Source organism: Pseudomonas sp. NPDC087615 (assembly GCF_044743445.1).
Lineage (GTDB): Bacteria > Pseudomonadota > Gammaproteobacteria > Pseudomonadales > Pseudomonadaceae > Aquipseudomonas > Aquipseudomonas baetica_A.
In genome coordinates, this window is sequence record NZ_JBIUWM010000017.1 from 19,269 (window position 1) to 34,025 (window position 14,757).

Genomic DNA, 14,757 nt, shown 5'->3' on the forward strand with positions numbered 1-14,757 from the left:
GAGGCACTGCATGGCACTCGGCAAAGTCAGCGTTAACAACCTCAATCTCGGCCAGGGTGCCGTGACTGAGATCGAACGCTATTTCCTTTTCATCGGCACCGCCGCCAAAAACGTCGGCCAGTTGCTCGCACTCAACACCGACAGCGACCTCGACGGGTCGCTGGGTATTCCGGCCAGTGATCTGAAAACCCAGATCACGGCCGCACGTCTCAACGGAGGCGATCGCTGGGCGTGCCTGGCTGCTCCGATCGCGGCCGATGGTAGCTGGTCCGAAGCACTGACCAACGCCCAGCAAAAAGGCTTTTCCGTCGAGGCGGTGGTGATTACTACCCCAGTGGATGCCGGCAATGAACTGTCAGTCATGCATGACGCGGCGATCGCACTGAACAACACCTTTGGCCGTCGCGCTTTTGTCATGGCGGCAAGTGCCGGCATAACTGTGCAGCAGACCTGGGCGGAATACCTGACCGAGCAGAAAGCGATCACCGCCGATCTGGCTGCGCCGCGTGTCCTGGTCGTGCCGCAGTTGCACGGCAATGACCTGGGCGTGCTGGCTGGCCGACTGGCCAACGCCGCCGTGAGCATTGCCGACAGTCCGATGCGCGTGGCGTCTGGTGCTCTGCTGGGCCTCGGCACCGTTCCTGTCGACAAGGAAGGCGTGCCGTTGCCGTCCGCCATTCGCGCCGAGCTGGATGCGGCTCGTTTCTCCGTGTCGCAAACCTATGCCGATTACCCGGGCGTGTTCTGGGGCGACGGCAACATGCTCGATGCGCCGGCCAGTGACTTTCAGGTGGTCGAGTACCTGCGCCTGGCCGACAAGGCCGCTCGCCAAGTCCGCCCGCTGCTGATCCGCCGTGTCGGTGATCGTCGCTTGAACAATTCGCCCAACAGCATGGCTGCCGCTATCAGCGCATTCATGAAGCCGCTGCGCCAGATGGCCAAGTCCACCACCTTCGCCGGCGAGGTGTTCCCGGGCGAGATCGAATCGCCAAAAGACGGCGACATCGTCCTAGTGTGGCACAGCAAAACCAAGGTTGAGATCTACATCAAGATCCGGCCGCTCAACTGCCCGAAAGACCTGACGGCGAACATCGCCCTCGACCTTTCCAGCGAAGATTCGGAGTAACCCTTATGTCCCGTATTGGCGGTAAAAACTTCGACATCAACCTGGGCGATCTGCAGATCCATGTCGAAAGCTGCACCCTGGATATCACCGACAACACAGCCGTGGCGCAAACCCGTGGCGTGCCCAACGGCACCGTCGACGGCGATGTGTCCGCCAGTGGTGAGTTCGAGTTCGACACCAACAACTTCAACCTGCTGATCGAGGCGGCACGGTCTGCCGGCAGCTTCCGCCAGTTGGAGCCTTTCGACTCGGTGTTCTTCGCCAAAGCAGGCGATGAAGAGCTGCGCATCGAGGCGTTCGGCTGCAAGTTGAAGGTGTCCAGCCTGCTCAGTGTCGACCCGAAAGGCGGCGAGAAAACCAAGCACAAGGTGCCGTTCGACGTTTCTAGTCCGGACTTCGTCCGCATCAACGGCGTGCCGTACCTGGCTGCGGCCGAGATCGAGGGCCTGCGCTGATGGTCTGCCCGTTCGACCGCGCCCAGGCATTGGAGCAACGCCAGCGTGATCAGGCGATCGCTGCTCAGCTGGCCCGCACGCGGCCGATCGGGCCAAGTCTGACCCATTGCGAAGACTGTGATCAGCCGATCCCGGAAAAACGCCAGGTGCTGGGCGGTATGACCCGCTGCGTGCCGTGCCAAACCATTTTTGAGAAAGAGGTTCTGCGATGAGCGCGAATCAGGTCGCCCAGGACACCGCCGTTGCGCTGGCCAAGGCGTCGCCGGCAATCGGCGTTGCCGCTACAGGTGTAACGGGCGCCGTCGATTGGTCGGCGGTCGCTTACATGCTGACCGCGCTCTACATGGTGCTGCAGATCCTTCTGCTGATTCCCAAGTATCGCCAGATGCTGCTCGACTGGAAGGGCAAGTCGTGAGCCTGCGCACCAAGATCGCCGCCGGCGCGATTGTGCTGGCCAGCGCGCCTTTGCTCGCGTTCCTGGGCAAGTGGGAAGGCAACGGCCAGAACGTGGTGTACGCCGATAAGTTGGCCCGTGGCCTGCCTACGGTGTGCAAGGGCATCACCCGTTACACCAGTCCGTATCCGCTGATCGTCGGTGACTACTGGTCGCCGGCACGCTGTGCCGAGGTGGAGCAGCTGGTGATCGAGAAAGGCCAACTGGCTCTGGCTGACTGCCTGAGCAATCAGGCGATCGGCCAGAAGACCTTCGACGCCCTGAGCAGCCACTCGCACAACTTCGGCGTGGCCAGTACCTGCGCCAGTCGGGCTGTCGGCCTGATCAATGCCGGTCGCATCGCCGAGGGCTGCAAGGCGTTGGCCTGGGCCCCGGATGGCAAAACACCGGTGTGGTCGTTTGTGACCGATGCCCAAGGCCGAAAACAATTTGTACCAGGGCTGCACGCTCGCCGGCGGGACGAAGCCACCGTGTGCGCTGAGGACTTGTGATGCTGCGCGAGCTTCTGTTTCCACTGCTGGCCTGCCTGGCGGCGTTCGTTGGGTTCGACATCCTGCAGGGACAGCGCGACACCGCGCGGGCCGAGCGTGATGCAGCCCAGTACGAAGCCAGCGGCCTGCGTGAAGCGGCCCGAATCACCGGCGAGATGTTGGCCGCCCGAGACGCGATAGACCGTAACCGTACCCAGGAACTGACCGATGCACGCACTGAAATCGATGCTTTGCGCCTTGACGTTGTCGATGGCCGTCAGCGGCTGCGCGTCAAAGCCACCTGCAGCAGCACCACGCCAGACACCACCGGCGCCGGCGGCGTGGCTGATGCAGGTACCGCCGAACTCGCAGCAGACGCTCGACCGGATTATTTCACCCTCAGAGATCAGCTCGCCCTCAGCAAGCAAATGATCCTGGGCCTGCAGGACTACGTCAGCCAGGTGTGCCTGCGCTGACCCGAATCACCCCTTTAACCCAACCACCAAAACGGACATGAACATGAGCCAGATCCAATCCCGCGAAATCACCCTGGAAATCGGCGAGAAAGAATTCGCCTTCAACCTGACGCCCCAGGACGTGACCAAGTACTTCAACGCCATGACCGCCAACAACAAGGTTGCGCCGTCCTTCAACTTGCTGAGCACCACCGTGCTGCCGGCGCAAAAGGCCGATCTGCGCGAGCTGATGGTTAACCCGGTTAACACCATGCAGATCGCCGGCGCGCTGCTCGAGGAGTACGCCCCTGACATCGGGATCATCGTAAAAAAGCCCTTGAGCACGCTGACCGCCTGACCGAGGACGGGCTGGGCCAACTGATGGCCCTGACCAACCGTTGGCTGCCTGGTGCCGAGCCCACCATCGAGAACATGGGCACGGCCAAGTGGCTGGAAGACGAACACTGGAAGCGCATGGAATTTGCTGTGGCCAACGGCATTGCCCATGCGCTGAACGGATAGGACACACATGGCCGACCGTAGCGCCCGCCTGGACTTCATCCTGGCCCTGACCGACAAGGTCACTGCACCGTTGGGCAAGGTGAAAACAGGTTTTTCCGACCTTGCCGAGCAAAGCGAAAAGAACATCAAAACGATGGGCATGGGCTTGGCCGGTGTCACGGGGGCTTTCGTCGGTATCAACGAATCGCTGCAGCCTGCGCTGGAAATGAACCGCGCCCTGGGCGAGGTCAAATCTTTGGGCGTGGCCGAGGACGCGCTCACGGCGCTGAATCAGAAATCCCTGGAGTTCTCGGTGAACTACGGCGAGAACGCCCGGGATTTTGTCGCGTCGGCGTACAGCATCGAAGGTGCGATTAAGGGCCTGACCGGCAGCCAGTTGGCCACCTTTACCAACACCAGCAACCTGCTGGCCAAGGCCACCAAATCCGACGCTGAAACCATGGGTGCCTATGTGGGCACCATGTACAACCTGTTCAAGGGCCAGGCCGACGCCATGGGCAAGGGCGAATGGGTTGAAAAACTCGGTGGCCAGACAGCTTTGGCGGTGCAGCTGTTTCGAACCGACGGCGCCCAACTCAAGGACGCCTTCAAGGAAGTGGGCTCGATCGCCTCTGCTGCCGGCGTGGATATTGCGGAGCAGTTCGCGGTGATCGGCTCGCTGAGCAGCACCATGGAAGGCGGCGACGCCGGAGGCCGCTACAAGGCGTTCTTCGAGAACCTGGGCGCCGCCTCCGAGAAGATGGGCATGACCTTCACCGACTCCAACGGCAAGGCGTTGCCCATGCTGCAGATCATGGAAAAGCTGCAGGGAAAACTGGGTGACCTGACGAGTGCTTCGGCCAACACCAAACTGACGGAGGCGTTTGGCGGGGAGGGTGCGCAGGTGATCACGTCCCTGGCCAAGGACACCGATCGGCTGCGCAACGGCATGGATAAGTTGGGCAAGGTGCGCGGCCTCGAGGACGCCGAGCACATGGCCAAAGCCATGGTGGACCCGTGGCAACAATTTGCAGCAGCGGTGGAAGCGCTGCGCATCGCCTTCGGCCAGGCACTGATCCCGATCCTGACGCCGCTGATGGCCAAGCTTTCCGGCATTGCCGGCACCATGACGCGCTGGACTCAGATCTTCCCCAACATCACGCGGGTGATCGGCATCGTCTCGCTGACGATCCTGGCGCTCATTGCCGCCATGTCCCTGCTGACGTTTGCCGTCGGTGCCGGCCGTATGGCGTGGATGGCCATGGTGACGGTCTGGAAAGTGGTGCAGCTGCTCAATCTGCGGGCCGTGGCCGGGTTCATTCTACAGGTGGCGGTGATCGCGCTGTACGTCGCGGGCCTGACGATTCTGTACACCACGATGGGGATCATTCGCACAGCCATGCTGCTGTGGCAGGGCGCGATCTGGCTGGTCAACGTTGCTCTGACGGCCAACCCTATCGGCGTAATCGTGATGGGGATCGCCGCTCTGATCGCGCTGGTCGCCGTCGCCATTTACTACTGGGATGACTGGACGTCTGCGCTGATGAACACCGAGGCGTTCAAATGGGTCAGCGCGCAGCTCAAAGCACTTTCCGACTGGTTCACGTCCATGGGCGGCTGGAGTGGCATGGCGAAGGCGGCGTGGGACGGCATCGTCGCGATCTTTCACAAGTCGATCAACAACCTGATTGAGCTGCTGAACAAGATCCCCGGCGTCGACATCGAGACCAAGTTCGGCGCAATGCCCGAGGTGCCCGGTACCGACATCGGCGTCAACACCGCAGAAAGCGCTGCAGCGGCGCAAAAGGCCCAGCAGACGATCAACGCGGCCATTCCAACCCTGTCGCCGGTGCGTCCCAACGCCGTGCCACCGGGTGGCTTGCTGACCAGCATTCAGAACAACAACAGCAGCCAGAACAAGGGCACCCATGTGGAAACACTGAACATCAATACCGCCAAACCCATGACCCCGCTGGAGCTTGAAAACATGATGAGCATGGCGGTCCCGGGATGAGCGAATACATCGACCTGCTGATTCACGACAACGACCTGGTGCTCGATCCGTCCCGCCAGCCCGAGCTGATCAATGACCGGGCCAGCATCGCCCAGGACATCGCCCACATGATCCGCGACAGCGGCCTGCTGGTGACGTTGGTGGCCGAGCGTAACCGCCTGAAACAGCGCGACTGCATTCAGCAATTGGAGCTGCTGGTCGAGGCGGACGAACGCCTCGTACCAGGTACGGCACTGATCACCCAGCTTGAGCCTGGGCAGTTCCTGGTGACGGCCACAACCCTGAAATTCGGCAGCATCGAGGTGACGTTGTGAGTGACGTGGATTTCAAACAGGCCCTGTCCGACGCCGGCATTCCGACCACTGAGGCCGGTCTGCGCCAGGCGTGGGAAGCGGAAGTACTCGCCCAGGGCAGCAAGCTGAGCAACACCAGCACCTGGTCGCCATTCTGGCGGGTGGTCACCGCGTTGGTGACCAAACCCGTGCTGTGGATTCTCGACTTTTTTGTCGCCACGGTACTGCCGAATTTCTTCGTCAAAACCGCCGTAGATGCTTGGCTCGACATGCTGGCCTGGGGTGTGAATGTCGAGCGCAAGGGGGCTACCAAAGCCAGCGGCATGTTGCTGTTCACCCGTGTGGCCCCGGGCGGGGCGCTTGAGGTCGCGAAAGGCACGGTGGTGCAGTCCGCCGCGATCAATGGCCACGTTTACCAGCTGGTCACCACGGCGGTCGGCACCTTCACCGATGGCCTGATGCAGTTGCTGGTACCGGTCGAAGCGGTGGACGTTGGCAGTGGCTTCAACTTGGCGCCCGGCTATTACGCCGTGTTACCAGTGCCGATTCCAGGCATAGCCCAGGTGGTCAACGCGGACGGCTGGTTGACCACACCAGGCGCGGACAGGGAGCCCAACGACGAGCTGCGTCTGCGCGTGCGCAATCAGTTCTCGGCGGTCAACCAATGGCACACCGACGCGGTGTATCGAGCGATGATTTCCGCGTTCCCGGGCGTGCGTCCGGATGGCGTGTATTTCGAGCATGGCGCGCCACGTGGTCCGGGCAGTGCCAACGCCTTTGTGCTGTTCGATGCCGACGTGCCGGCAGCGACTTACCTGGAGCAAATCAATTCGCACATCCGGGACCAGGGCAACCATGGCCACGGTGACGATCTTCTGGTGATGGTCATGCCGGAAACCCTGCACGCGTTGCGGGTGACCCTCTGGCCGCGCTCCACCCTGAGCGATGCCCAGCGGCAAACCCTGCAGGACGAAACCGCGCTGTTCATCCGGGCGGCGTTTCGCGAAAGCACCACCAGCGACTACCAGCCGACGCTGACTTATCCCCAGTCGCGCTTTTCATTCAGCCGCCTGGGCGAAGAGCTGCACCAGCAATTCCCGGGGATCGAGTCGTTGCACTTCGACAACGACGACATCCTGTCAGAGCTGAACATCCCCCGGATCCAGAGTCTGGAGGTGCTGACCAATGATTAAGCTCGAGCTGAAATTCTGGTTGGCCGGTACCGAGCTGACCAAGCTCAAGGATGCCGCGCAGTCCTGGTGGGGCAAGGTCGAGGGTTGGTTGCGCTGGCCGCTGCTGCAGCTGGACGCTGACACCTGCCATTTGACCATGCTCGATTTGCTGGCCTGGCAGCGCGACATCACGCGCTTCAAAGGCGAGCCCGAAAGCCTGTACCGCTTGCGCGTGAAGTTCGCCTTCATCAACGCGGTCGACGCCGGCAGCACCGCCGGGATGAAACGCATCCTGCAGCGCCTGGGCGTCGGCTACATCGAGATCGAGGAGCGGATGCCCGATCGGGATTGGGACGTCGTGCTGCTGCGTTTCTCCGACACCCAGCTTTCACAGAACCCGGAACTGCTGCGGGTTTTGATTCAGCAATACGGCCGCACCTGCCGCCGTTATGACTTCGTGACCATCACGCCGGTGCCGTTTCGCATCGCTCTGGTCGACTTCAACGACGACCAGCAAACGCTGGTTGCCAGTCTTTAGGAGCCCCCATGGGAGCCAGTATTACCCTTGCGGGTGAAAGCCTGATCGCACAGAAACACGCCGCCCAGCTGGGCCTCGATGTCACGCGCTTTATTTTTGCCAACGTGCCCGGGCTTGACCCGAGCGGGCCGGTTGATCGCGCCGCGCCGAAACCTGCCGCCGCGCAGATCGTTCACGTTTACGACATTCCCAAGGAGAACGCCGGCTACGTGAACCCCAATCAGGTGGTCTACAGCTCGCAGATCGGCTCCGACGTCGGCGACTGGGACTTCAACTGGATCGGACTGGAGACGGCCGAGGGCGTGCTGTTCGCTGTGGCGTATGTGCCGCTGCAGATCAAGCGCCGCAACATCCCGCCGCTGCAGATCGGCAACAACCTGACGCGCAACTTTCTGGTGGCGTTCGACGGTGCCCAGGCGCTGACCGGCATCACGATTGATGCCAGCACCTGGCAGCACGACTTCACTGTGCGCTTGGCCGGCATCGATGAGCGTGAACGACTGAGCAATCGCGACATCTTTGGTCGGGCGTGCTTCTTCGGCGCTTCGCTGCAACTGGTGAAGGTCGGCAGCGCTTATCAGCTGCAACCGGGCAGCGCCTACGTCGAAGGCATTCGCCTGGTGCGCTCCGCCGCGCTTGCGGTAGTGCCGCCGGCATTCCCCACCACGGCGTGGCTGGACGTCTCCCTGCAGCGCGAACTCAGCGATGTCGTGGCCAACTGGAACGTGGTGTTTGCCGCCGATCGCCCTGACTACACCGACAGCGCCGGGGTACGCCATTACTGCGTGGCACTGGCGGATTTGCCGAACGCCGGCACCATCACCGATCGCCGAAGTGTCGAGCTGATCGACGGGCCGCTGGTGAAGCACTTCGCGGCGCGCACGGGTGATTACGAATACCTGCGCGCACGGGCGACCACCAAAGAAGACGTGGACCTGGGCAATCTGCCGAACGCCAAGAGCGACGACCCCAGCACAAACAGTAGCGAAATTCTGGCTACGACGGCGGCACTCAATAGGCTCCAGCAACAGGTCGGCGAATCGTTAACGGGCATGGTGGCCTCGTTCGCGATGAGTACAGCGCCATCTGGCTGGCTCAAGTGCAACGGCGCCGTGGTGTCGCGCACGACCTTTGCCAGCCTCTTTGCGCGTATCGGTACGGTGTTTGGGGCCGGTGACGGCACCACTACCTTCGGCGTACCTGATCTGCGTGGCCTGTTTCTTCGCGGCCTGGACGATGGACGTGGCATTGATGCCGCTCGGGTACTTGGCACTTATCAAGAAATGATGCATCAGTCCCACACTCACACGGCTTCGGCCGGTGCAGGTGGTAATCACGTCCACTCTGCGTGGACCGATGTCCAAGGGGCGCACACCCACGCGACTGCAGGCGCGCCCGGTATTGGTCAAGGTGCGCCCGGCGTCAACTCGGTGCAACAGTCGAGCGGTGCGCATGAAACTGCATGGGCTGGAGCCCACTCGCACAACGTAGGTATGAATGGCAGCGGAAACCACTCTCACGCGATCACCGTTAATGCTGCCGGCGCCGCCGAAACGCGGCCAAAGAACATCGCCCTTCTTTTCTGCATCAAGTATTGAGACCGAGCATGACTGACAAACTCGTTTATCAGACAGACCATCTGGGTATGTTCATTGGTACCACTGAGGCTGACGAGTCGCCTCTTGAGCCTGGTGTGTACCTAATCCCCGGCGGCTGCGTTGAAACACCTCCACCTGCGGCTCCCGAACATCAAGTTGCTTGCTGGAACGGCGAGAATTGGCAACTGGTGGACTACTTGGGCGGCGTGGTGGTTTACAGCACGGTGTCCGGCGAGCCCCTTACCCTGGAAGGGTTTGAGCGGATACCGTCCGGATACACCATGAAAAAGCCCGGGCCGAATCAGGTCTGGAAAAACGGCGCTTGGGTGGATGACATCGACGCAGTGTTGACTGCGCTGCAGAGCCAAAAACTGCTGATGATCGAAGCGGACTACACGGCTTTTATCGCCGGTGGCTTCAGCTCCAAGGCTTTGGGTGAGGTGCACCGCTATAGCAGTGCCATTGATGACCAGGTGGATCTCAATGGTCAGGTGCTGCTGGGCGTGGACGACGTTTATCCATGTTGGGACGCCGAACAGGTGAAGGCATTCCGACCGCACACCATCGCCCAGTTGCAGCGCGTCAGTCAGGACCTGGTGCGTTTCAAGCAGAGTGCTCAGCAGCACGCGGACAGCTTGCGTGAAGCCTTGGACAAAGCTCGGCAAAGCAAAGATCTCAAGATGATGAAAGCCGTCACCTGGAAGCTTTCAGCATGACCTGGTTACCGGTGACCATGCGCTGGCCAGAACAAGCCACTCAATGGATGGAAGGACTGAGCGCGGCTCAGGATCTGGCCGGCGGCGAGCTGGCCAGCACTGCGTTTCGTCTGGCGAGCCTCGACGGCATGACCAGCACGAACCCGGGTCCAGTCGGTGACGCGGCGAAAGGCGCAATCGCCGCCGGCCGTGCAGCGATGGCGGGGCAGTTGGGTGAGGCGCCGGCGTGCCTGGTGGTGACACCGTTCCAGAGCGGCATTGGTCAGGGACTCGGCAATCAGCGTTTTCTGTCTGCGCCGAATTTGCTGCAGCAGCTGGCCGGCAAACTGATCGACGCCACCGACACTGGGCGTCCCACCGGCCCGCAGTACGCGTTGTCACTGATGTTCTTGGGCACCAATTACGCCCAGCTGGCCGCCACGCTGTCGCGCTTCAATGCGCTGCTACCGATCCCGGACCTGGTACGCACCGAGCGTCGGGCCGGACATCTATCGACGCTGGAGACAGATAAGTGGGTTATCCCCAGTTCTGGCCCGCTGCCGCGTTGGCAATCGCTGCCGCTTGAGCGCTGCACGTTGGTCAAAGCCGCGAAGCAATCGATGTCTGGTCAACTGGCGGTGCTTGAGAGTTACGCGGCCGACAGTTCGCCGATGGCCGATCTGGCGGCGCTGGCCACACGAAAAGCGGCGCAACAGCAGGGCCGGGATCAACAGCTGAATGACCTCAAGGCGCTGCTGGCCGGAGGCTCGGCTGACACCAGCATGCGCGCACGGCTGATCGGTCCGGGGGATGTCAATGAATTGCGTCGCTCGCTGCTCGAGGGCGAAGCACCAGGTCATGAGTGGGTGCTGTCCGCCGGCGTGCTGCTGGTGGGGTCGCTGGAAGGCTTGAGCTTCGTGCGGGAGTTGGTCGGCCTATGACGCTATTACTCGACGGCGAGCAGGTCCTGGGCAAACGGATGAAGATCACCGCCAACCTGCGCATCGAAGCCGATGACATGTCTGGCCAAACCAGCAACACCGAGACTGCCCACAAGGGCTTCAAGCCGAAAACCCTAGCGGTGTCGCTGATGATTCCCTTCGTCGATTCGGTGCAGATGCGCACGATCATGCGCCTGGCCGAGGCCACGGCAGGCGGTGGCCAGCTCAAGATGTACCGGATCGTCAACGACACCGCCGCCGCGTTTGGCATTCGTGAGGTGCAGTTTTCGGACGGTGTCAGCGCCCGGGAAGACGACACGCTGGCCGCTTGGCTGGTCCAGTTCACACTGTCGGAAAAAGCCTCGAACCCCGAGAAGGTCGAACAGCGACGGGCAGCCAACGGCGTCAGCGCGCAATCAGCACCCGGCCAGGCGGTCGGCGGCGCCGCAGGCGGCGCGGCCGGTGGTGGGACTGGAAGCGAGGCCCAAGAACTGAGCGGCTTTGAAAAGACCCTCAAGAAGCTGGATGACTACCTGGCGCCGAAAACATGAAGCTGCATAAGGTTTTGACGATCGCCGGCCAGGTCTACCCGCTGATCAAGGACGAAGTGCGCCTGGACATCAAAAGCCCTGGTCGTGCGACGTTCACGGTGCAGGCCGGTGAATCCTTGAAAGGTCTGGTGACGTTGGATATCGGCTATAACGAGCGCACGCTGCAGCGTCACTTCCTTGGCTACGTCGAACGGTCGACCGCCGCCAACAGCACCCAGCAGTTGGTGGCTTGCCGCGAGTTGTCCTCGATCCTGGCCAACCCGTTGCCGCTGAACCTGCGTCACGTCGACCTGCAGGCCGTGCTGGCCGAAATCAGCGATAAAACCGGACTGGGCTTTCGGGTTCCGGACAAGGCTTATGCCAAGGTCAAAGCACCGTATTTCTACAGCCTGGCGGCGGGCTATTTGGCGATGGACAGTCTGGCCAACGTCTTCAACATCCCCGACTTCATCTGGCAGCAGCAGGGCGACGGCGAAGTATTTGTGGGCAGTTGGGCCGACAGCTTCTTCGGTACCCGCACTGCGCTGCAACTGCCGGTCGAACTGTTCGACGGCTACCAGGGCAATCAAAGCGCGGTGATCGCGCCCCTTCCGGGGCTTCGACCAGGCGCAACTATCAACCAGGGCGAACGGATCACCAGCGTGACGCTCGCCGGCAATCAAATGGCGATCAAATGGACGACGCAATAAAGCGCAGCGTAGCGCGCCAATTTCCTGAATTGAGTGGCGGTTATCACCTACCGCGCTTTGGCCGTGTGGTTGCGGTACCGGATGCGCCGGCGGCGCCCGGGCTGTGTGACGACTTCCGGCCGCGCTTTGGCGTTGATGTCGAAGTGCTGCTGGCCGATGGCGAGCCTGATCCGGATCTGCCGATCCTCGAAGGCCTGCCATTGCCGGCGCCGATGGGCGGACAAGAAGCGGGGATGTTTGGCTTTCCGGAGGAGGGCACCACCGTCGTGATCAGCTTCGCTTACGGTCTGCCACACAAGCCATTCATCACGCAGATCCTGCCGCACGGTCTGAGCCTGCCCCGGGTGCCGAAGGGCGACCAGGTGTGGCAGCACAGCGAGGCCTGCCAACAGCGCGTCGACGCGGACGGGAACTGGCTGCGCCAAACCGATGGCAAGATCCGGGACAAGGCGATCGAGCGCGAGGTCGAAGCCCTGGACAACACCGAGGCCTTCCAGAACCACACCAGAACAGTGGACGACCATTCGACCGAGTCAGTGGGTGGTATTAAAACGATCGAGGCGCTGGGTGCGCTCAAGCTGTTGTCGGGGGGATCTGCGAGCTTGGCGGCGGTGGATGATTTGCACCAGGCGACTGGCCGGGATCTGAACGTAGTCGTGGGTCAAAAGCACAACGCTACGGTAGGCGGGGACATGCAGGAGCGGATCGAGGGGTTGCGTAAAAGCGTGGCCGGCGTCAGTCAGCGTTTGCAGGCGCCGAAAAACTGGATCGGATCTGAAAGCGTGAACTTGTTTCGGGTCGTATGCGACACACTCGATTTGCTTCAGCAGATGAACGCCCAGCTTGCGACTCATACGCACGTACCTGGGCCAACGCCGAGTCCAACCGATGCGGCGGCATTTACTGCTAAAGCCGCTCAAGCCTTGGCGCTAGCGACCCCGGTGAAACCGATCACTCTTTAACTGGAGAGCCTTGTTCGTTAGCGATATCCGCGTCTTGCATCCTTGATCGCGTCTCTTGAGGTTCCATAAATACTCAGGTGGGAGTTGGAAGCCATCTGGGTGTTAAGAAGTTTAACCGTTTCCTCATCTATTGATGATGCAAGTTCGTTGTATTGGTTTTTTGGACTGCTGATATACGCAATCTTTGGAGAAATGGGGAAGTAAAGATCCAGCGCCTCAGGCGGCTTTCCCGGAATCCCTGATGACTCATGAAGATTGATTACTGGGAAGTCGCTGGTGATAAAGTCGATGTCGGTAGTGTTTGTTATTAGGGTGTGATGATCCGTAGAAGCGGTAGCGCACAGAGAAGAGCCCACGTTTAGTGCGATTCTGTAGCTAAGAAGCCACCAGTTGCGTTCGACTAATGAACTGAACGTTTTTTCGAGTTCAGTGTTTCTAGCGAGCTCGCGCATGCCGTCTATGCATTCTTCCTTAATTTTCTTGGTTCTAAAAAGTTGCTGAGCAAGAAAATTGCAAAAGCTTGTCATGTATTTGCCCTGTTCGAGGCACTTAGCGTTTCCAAGTTTAAGTTCGTCTATTACAGGTTTGGCAAGTCTCTCAATCGCACTATGCGTGTTTTCGAAAACACCAAACTGAATAGCTTCTGAAATATTCTTTAGTTCGTCGTATTCCTTTAAATGCTCACGCCCTACGTGCGTATCGATTAAGGCTGAAGCTTTTTTGAAAAAATTGATCTGCGATTTATGGAAGCTCTGAAGTGCAGGACTGTTGCTGCTCGGCCAAAGCTCTATAAAAGCTATGTCAATATCGCTTAACGGGTGGATCTTGTTGAAATCATCTTCTCTGGAGAGTCCTTTTACGCTGTCCTTGCTAATTTTCCCTTTCGACGTCTCATGCCAAATACTTTTGTCTTTCTCCGTTGACCAGGCACTGAGGTAGTAAGCCCAGACATAGTGATGTTTGCGAACTACTGGAAACATTCCTTTCAATTTCAGATCTCCTCAAGACCGCACTGGCTGGGTCTGATGGAAACAAGCATGCCCTGCTATTCAAGCCTGCACCACCAGGATTGCGCGTAGGCACTGCCATCGATGTACTCAATTCCGCTTAGAACAAAACCAGTCACTGCCATCCCTGCCAGTGTGGCTTCGAGCAGCGGCGGTAGTGGATCTGGATCGAGCGGCATGCCAACGTCCACACGGGCAACATTCGCGGCCCGACCCAACTCGCTCGACATAGTAGAGTTCACCATGACGTTGCCCCGGATCGCCGGATAACGACGCCGCTCTTTGGCATCCAGCGCGACACCGCGTAGGCGCATTGGTGTAACCAGTACATGCATGTCGCCTCCTACCCGTCAGTGTCGATATCAAGTAGCGCTTCGATCGCATAGGCCAGCGCTGCGTCCGCTAGCTCCAGCAACTCACTGAGTTCGTCAGCATCGATCACCTGATCCTGGTGAAGCGCATGTGCTTGCCTGAGTAACGCCTTGTGATGGGCTCCTGGCATTGCGAGCAAGGACAGCTCATCACGCAGCATGATCCGCCAGAGCTCTGTCCTGGACGGCTCTGGGATTGCGATTCCCGCAGACTCTCTACTCATCGACCTGCTATCCATATGAATACTGTATATGCAGACAGTATATCGACTAAGGCAGTCCTCAACATCGCATAGCGACTGACGGCAATTCGCGACCTCTGGACGCCGGCCGCAGACGAGGCTTTGGGCGCTGTTTGCTTGGGCGCTGGAAAATCGTGCAGCCAAGAAAAAAACTGCTGAAAAAGCACTTATCCCCCTCCCGCCGACGGGCTTAGCGTCCCTTTTTTGTGCAAAAGCCTGAGCG

The 14,757-nt window shown here is 60.2% G+C and carries 21 protein-coding genes; 18 read left to right on the top strand and 3 right to left on the bottom strand.

The window, feature by feature from the left end; all coding sequences use genetic code 11:
- Positions 1-10 precede the first annotated feature (10 nt).
- Genes ACIOU6_RS10825 through ACIOU6_RS10910 form a run of 18 tightly spaced genes read left to right on the top strand, consistent with a single transcriptional unit; the run spans position 11 to position 12,914 of the window.
- On the top strand, positions 11-1,126 hold the full coding sequence (locus ACIOU6_RS10825; RefSeq protein ID WP_401136029.1) for a DUF2586 domain-containing protein: 1,116 nt from the start codon (positions 11-13) through the stop codon (positions 1,124-1,126).
- A 5-nt stretch (positions 1,127-1,131) separates the two neighbouring features.
- Entirely contained in the window at positions 1,132-1,581 is a 450-nt protein-coding gene (locus ACIOU6_RS10830) for a phage protein (RefSeq protein WP_064392733.1), read from the top strand.
- Positions 1,581-1,793, top strand: coding sequence for a TraR/DksA family transcriptional regulator (locus ACIOU6_RS10835; RefSeq protein WP_401136032.1), 213 nt, complete (start codon positions 1,581-1,583; stop codon positions 1,791-1,793). The genes ACIOU6_RS10830 and ACIOU6_RS10835 overlap by 1 nt, the downstream gene beginning before the upstream one ends.
- A complete protein-coding gene (locus ACIOU6_RS10840; RefSeq protein ID WP_064392730.1) occupies positions 1,790-1,996 on the top strand; it encodes a hypothetical protein in 207 nt (68 codons plus the stop codon). The genes ACIOU6_RS10835 and ACIOU6_RS10840 overlap by 4 nt, the downstream gene beginning before the upstream one ends.
- Complete coding sequence (locus ACIOU6_RS10845; RefSeq protein WP_401136035.1) at positions 1,993-2,526, top strand: lysozyme; 534 nt, start codon at positions 1,993-1,995, stop codon at positions 2,524-2,526. Before ACIOU6_RS10840 ends, ACIOU6_RS10845 begins: the two co-directional genes overlap by 4 nt.
- The gene (locus tag ACIOU6_RS10850) at positions 2,526-2,981 is read left to right on the top strand and encodes a lysis protein (RefSeq protein ID WP_401136038.1); all 456 of its coding nucleotides are present in this window, start codon (positions 2,526-2,528) and stop codon (positions 2,979-2,981) included. Before ACIOU6_RS10845 ends, ACIOU6_RS10850 begins: the two co-directional genes overlap by 1 nt.
- A gap of 43 nt (positions 2,982-3,024) precedes the next feature.
- Positions 3,025-3,318 (top strand): putative phage tail assembly chaperone, encoded by a 294-nt coding sequence (locus tag ACIOU6_RS10855; protein ID WP_064392723.1) that lies wholly within the window; start codon positions 3,025-3,027, stop codon positions 3,316-3,318.
- A gap of 23 nt (positions 3,319-3,341) precedes the next feature.
- Positions 3,342-3,482: a DUF6890 family protein gene (locus ACIOU6_RS10860; protein ID WP_163005298.1), complete on the top strand. Its 141-nt coding sequence runs from the start codon at positions 3,342-3,344 to the stop codon at positions 3,480-3,482.
- Positions 3,483-3,489: 7 nt separating this feature from the next.
- Positions 3,490-5,475, top strand: coding sequence for a phage tail tape measure protein (locus ACIOU6_RS10865; RefSeq protein WP_401136042.1), 1,986 nt, complete (start codon positions 3,490-3,492; stop codon positions 5,473-5,475).
- Complete coding sequence (locus ACIOU6_RS10870) at positions 5,472-5,789, top strand: DUF2590 family protein (protein WP_401136045.1); 318 nt, start codon at positions 5,472-5,474, stop codon at positions 5,787-5,789. The genes ACIOU6_RS10865 and ACIOU6_RS10870 overlap by 4 nt, the downstream gene beginning before the upstream one ends.
- Positions 5,786-6,961 carry a baseplate J/gp47 family protein gene (locus tag ACIOU6_RS10875; RefSeq protein WP_401136048.1) on the top strand — a complete coding sequence of 392 codons (1,176 nt, stop codon included), beginning with the start codon at positions 5,786-5,788 and terminating at the stop codon, positions 6,959-6,961. Before ACIOU6_RS10870 ends, ACIOU6_RS10875 begins: the two co-directional genes overlap by 4 nt.
- Positions 6,954-7,478 carry a phage tail protein gene (locus ACIOU6_RS10880; RefSeq protein ID WP_401136051.1) on the top strand — a complete coding sequence of 175 codons (525 nt, stop codon included), beginning with the start codon at positions 6,954-6,956 and terminating at the stop codon, positions 7,476-7,478. The genes ACIOU6_RS10875 and ACIOU6_RS10880 overlap by 8 nt, the downstream gene beginning before the upstream one ends.
- 8 nt (positions 7,479-7,486) lie before the next feature.
- Positions 7,487-9,076 carry a phage tail protein gene (locus tag ACIOU6_RS10885; RefSeq protein WP_401136053.1) on the top strand — a complete coding sequence of 530 codons (1,590 nt, stop codon included), beginning with the start codon at positions 7,487-7,489 and terminating at the stop codon, positions 9,074-9,076.
- An 8-nt stretch (positions 9,077-9,084) separates the two neighbouring features.
- Complete coding sequence (locus tag ACIOU6_RS10890; protein ID WP_401136056.1) at positions 9,085-9,792, top strand: hypothetical protein; 708 nt, start codon at positions 9,085-9,087, stop codon at positions 9,790-9,792.
- Complete coding sequence (locus ACIOU6_RS10895; protein ID WP_401136059.1) at positions 9,789-10,712, top strand: hypothetical protein; 924 nt, start codon at positions 9,789-9,791, stop codon at positions 10,710-10,712. Before ACIOU6_RS10890 ends, ACIOU6_RS10895 begins: the two co-directional genes overlap by 4 nt.
- Positions 10,709-11,263, top strand: coding sequence for a DNA-binding protein (locus ACIOU6_RS10900; RefSeq protein WP_401136062.1), 555 nt, complete (start codon positions 10,709-10,711; stop codon positions 11,261-11,263). The genes ACIOU6_RS10895 and ACIOU6_RS10900 overlap by 4 nt, the downstream gene beginning before the upstream one ends.
- Positions 11,260-11,952 carry a hypothetical protein gene (locus ACIOU6_RS10905; RefSeq protein ID WP_401136064.1) on the top strand — a complete coding sequence of 231 codons (693 nt, stop codon included), beginning with the start codon at positions 11,260-11,262 and terminating at the stop codon, positions 11,950-11,952. The genes ACIOU6_RS10900 and ACIOU6_RS10905 overlap by 4 nt, the downstream gene beginning before the upstream one ends.
- Entirely contained in the window at positions 11,937-12,914 is a 978-nt protein-coding gene (locus ACIOU6_RS10910; protein ID WP_401136066.1) for a hypothetical protein, read from the top strand. Before ACIOU6_RS10905 ends, ACIOU6_RS10910 begins: the two co-directional genes overlap by 16 nt.
- 17 nt (positions 12,915-12,931) lie before the next feature.
- Here the strand turns inward: ACIOU6_RS10910 and ACIOU6_RS10915 are convergent, their stop codons facing one another.
- The 3 genes from ACIOU6_RS10915 to ACIOU6_RS10925 all read right to left on the bottom strand — a co-directional run bounded on the left by ACIOU6_RS10915 (position 12,932) and on the right by ACIOU6_RS10925 (position 14,453).
- Positions 12,932-13,894 carry a DUF4238 domain-containing protein gene (locus ACIOU6_RS10915; protein ID WP_401136177.1) on the bottom strand — a complete coding sequence of 321 codons (963 nt, stop codon included), beginning with the start codon at positions 13,892-13,894 and terminating at the stop codon, positions 12,932-12,934.
- A 65-nt stretch (positions 13,895-13,959) separates the two neighbouring features.
- Positions 13,960-14,256 carry a hypothetical protein gene (locus tag ACIOU6_RS10920; RefSeq protein WP_401136069.1) on the bottom strand — a complete coding sequence of 99 codons (297 nt, stop codon included), beginning with the start codon at positions 14,254-14,256 and terminating at the stop codon, positions 13,960-13,962.
- A gap of 8 nt (positions 14,257-14,264) precedes the next feature.
- Positions 14,265-14,453 (bottom strand): hypothetical protein, encoded by a 189-nt coding sequence (locus ACIOU6_RS10925; RefSeq protein ID WP_401136071.1) that lies wholly within the window; start codon positions 14,451-14,453, stop codon positions 14,265-14,267.
- Between the last annotated feature and the right edge of the window lie 304 nt (positions 14,454-14,757).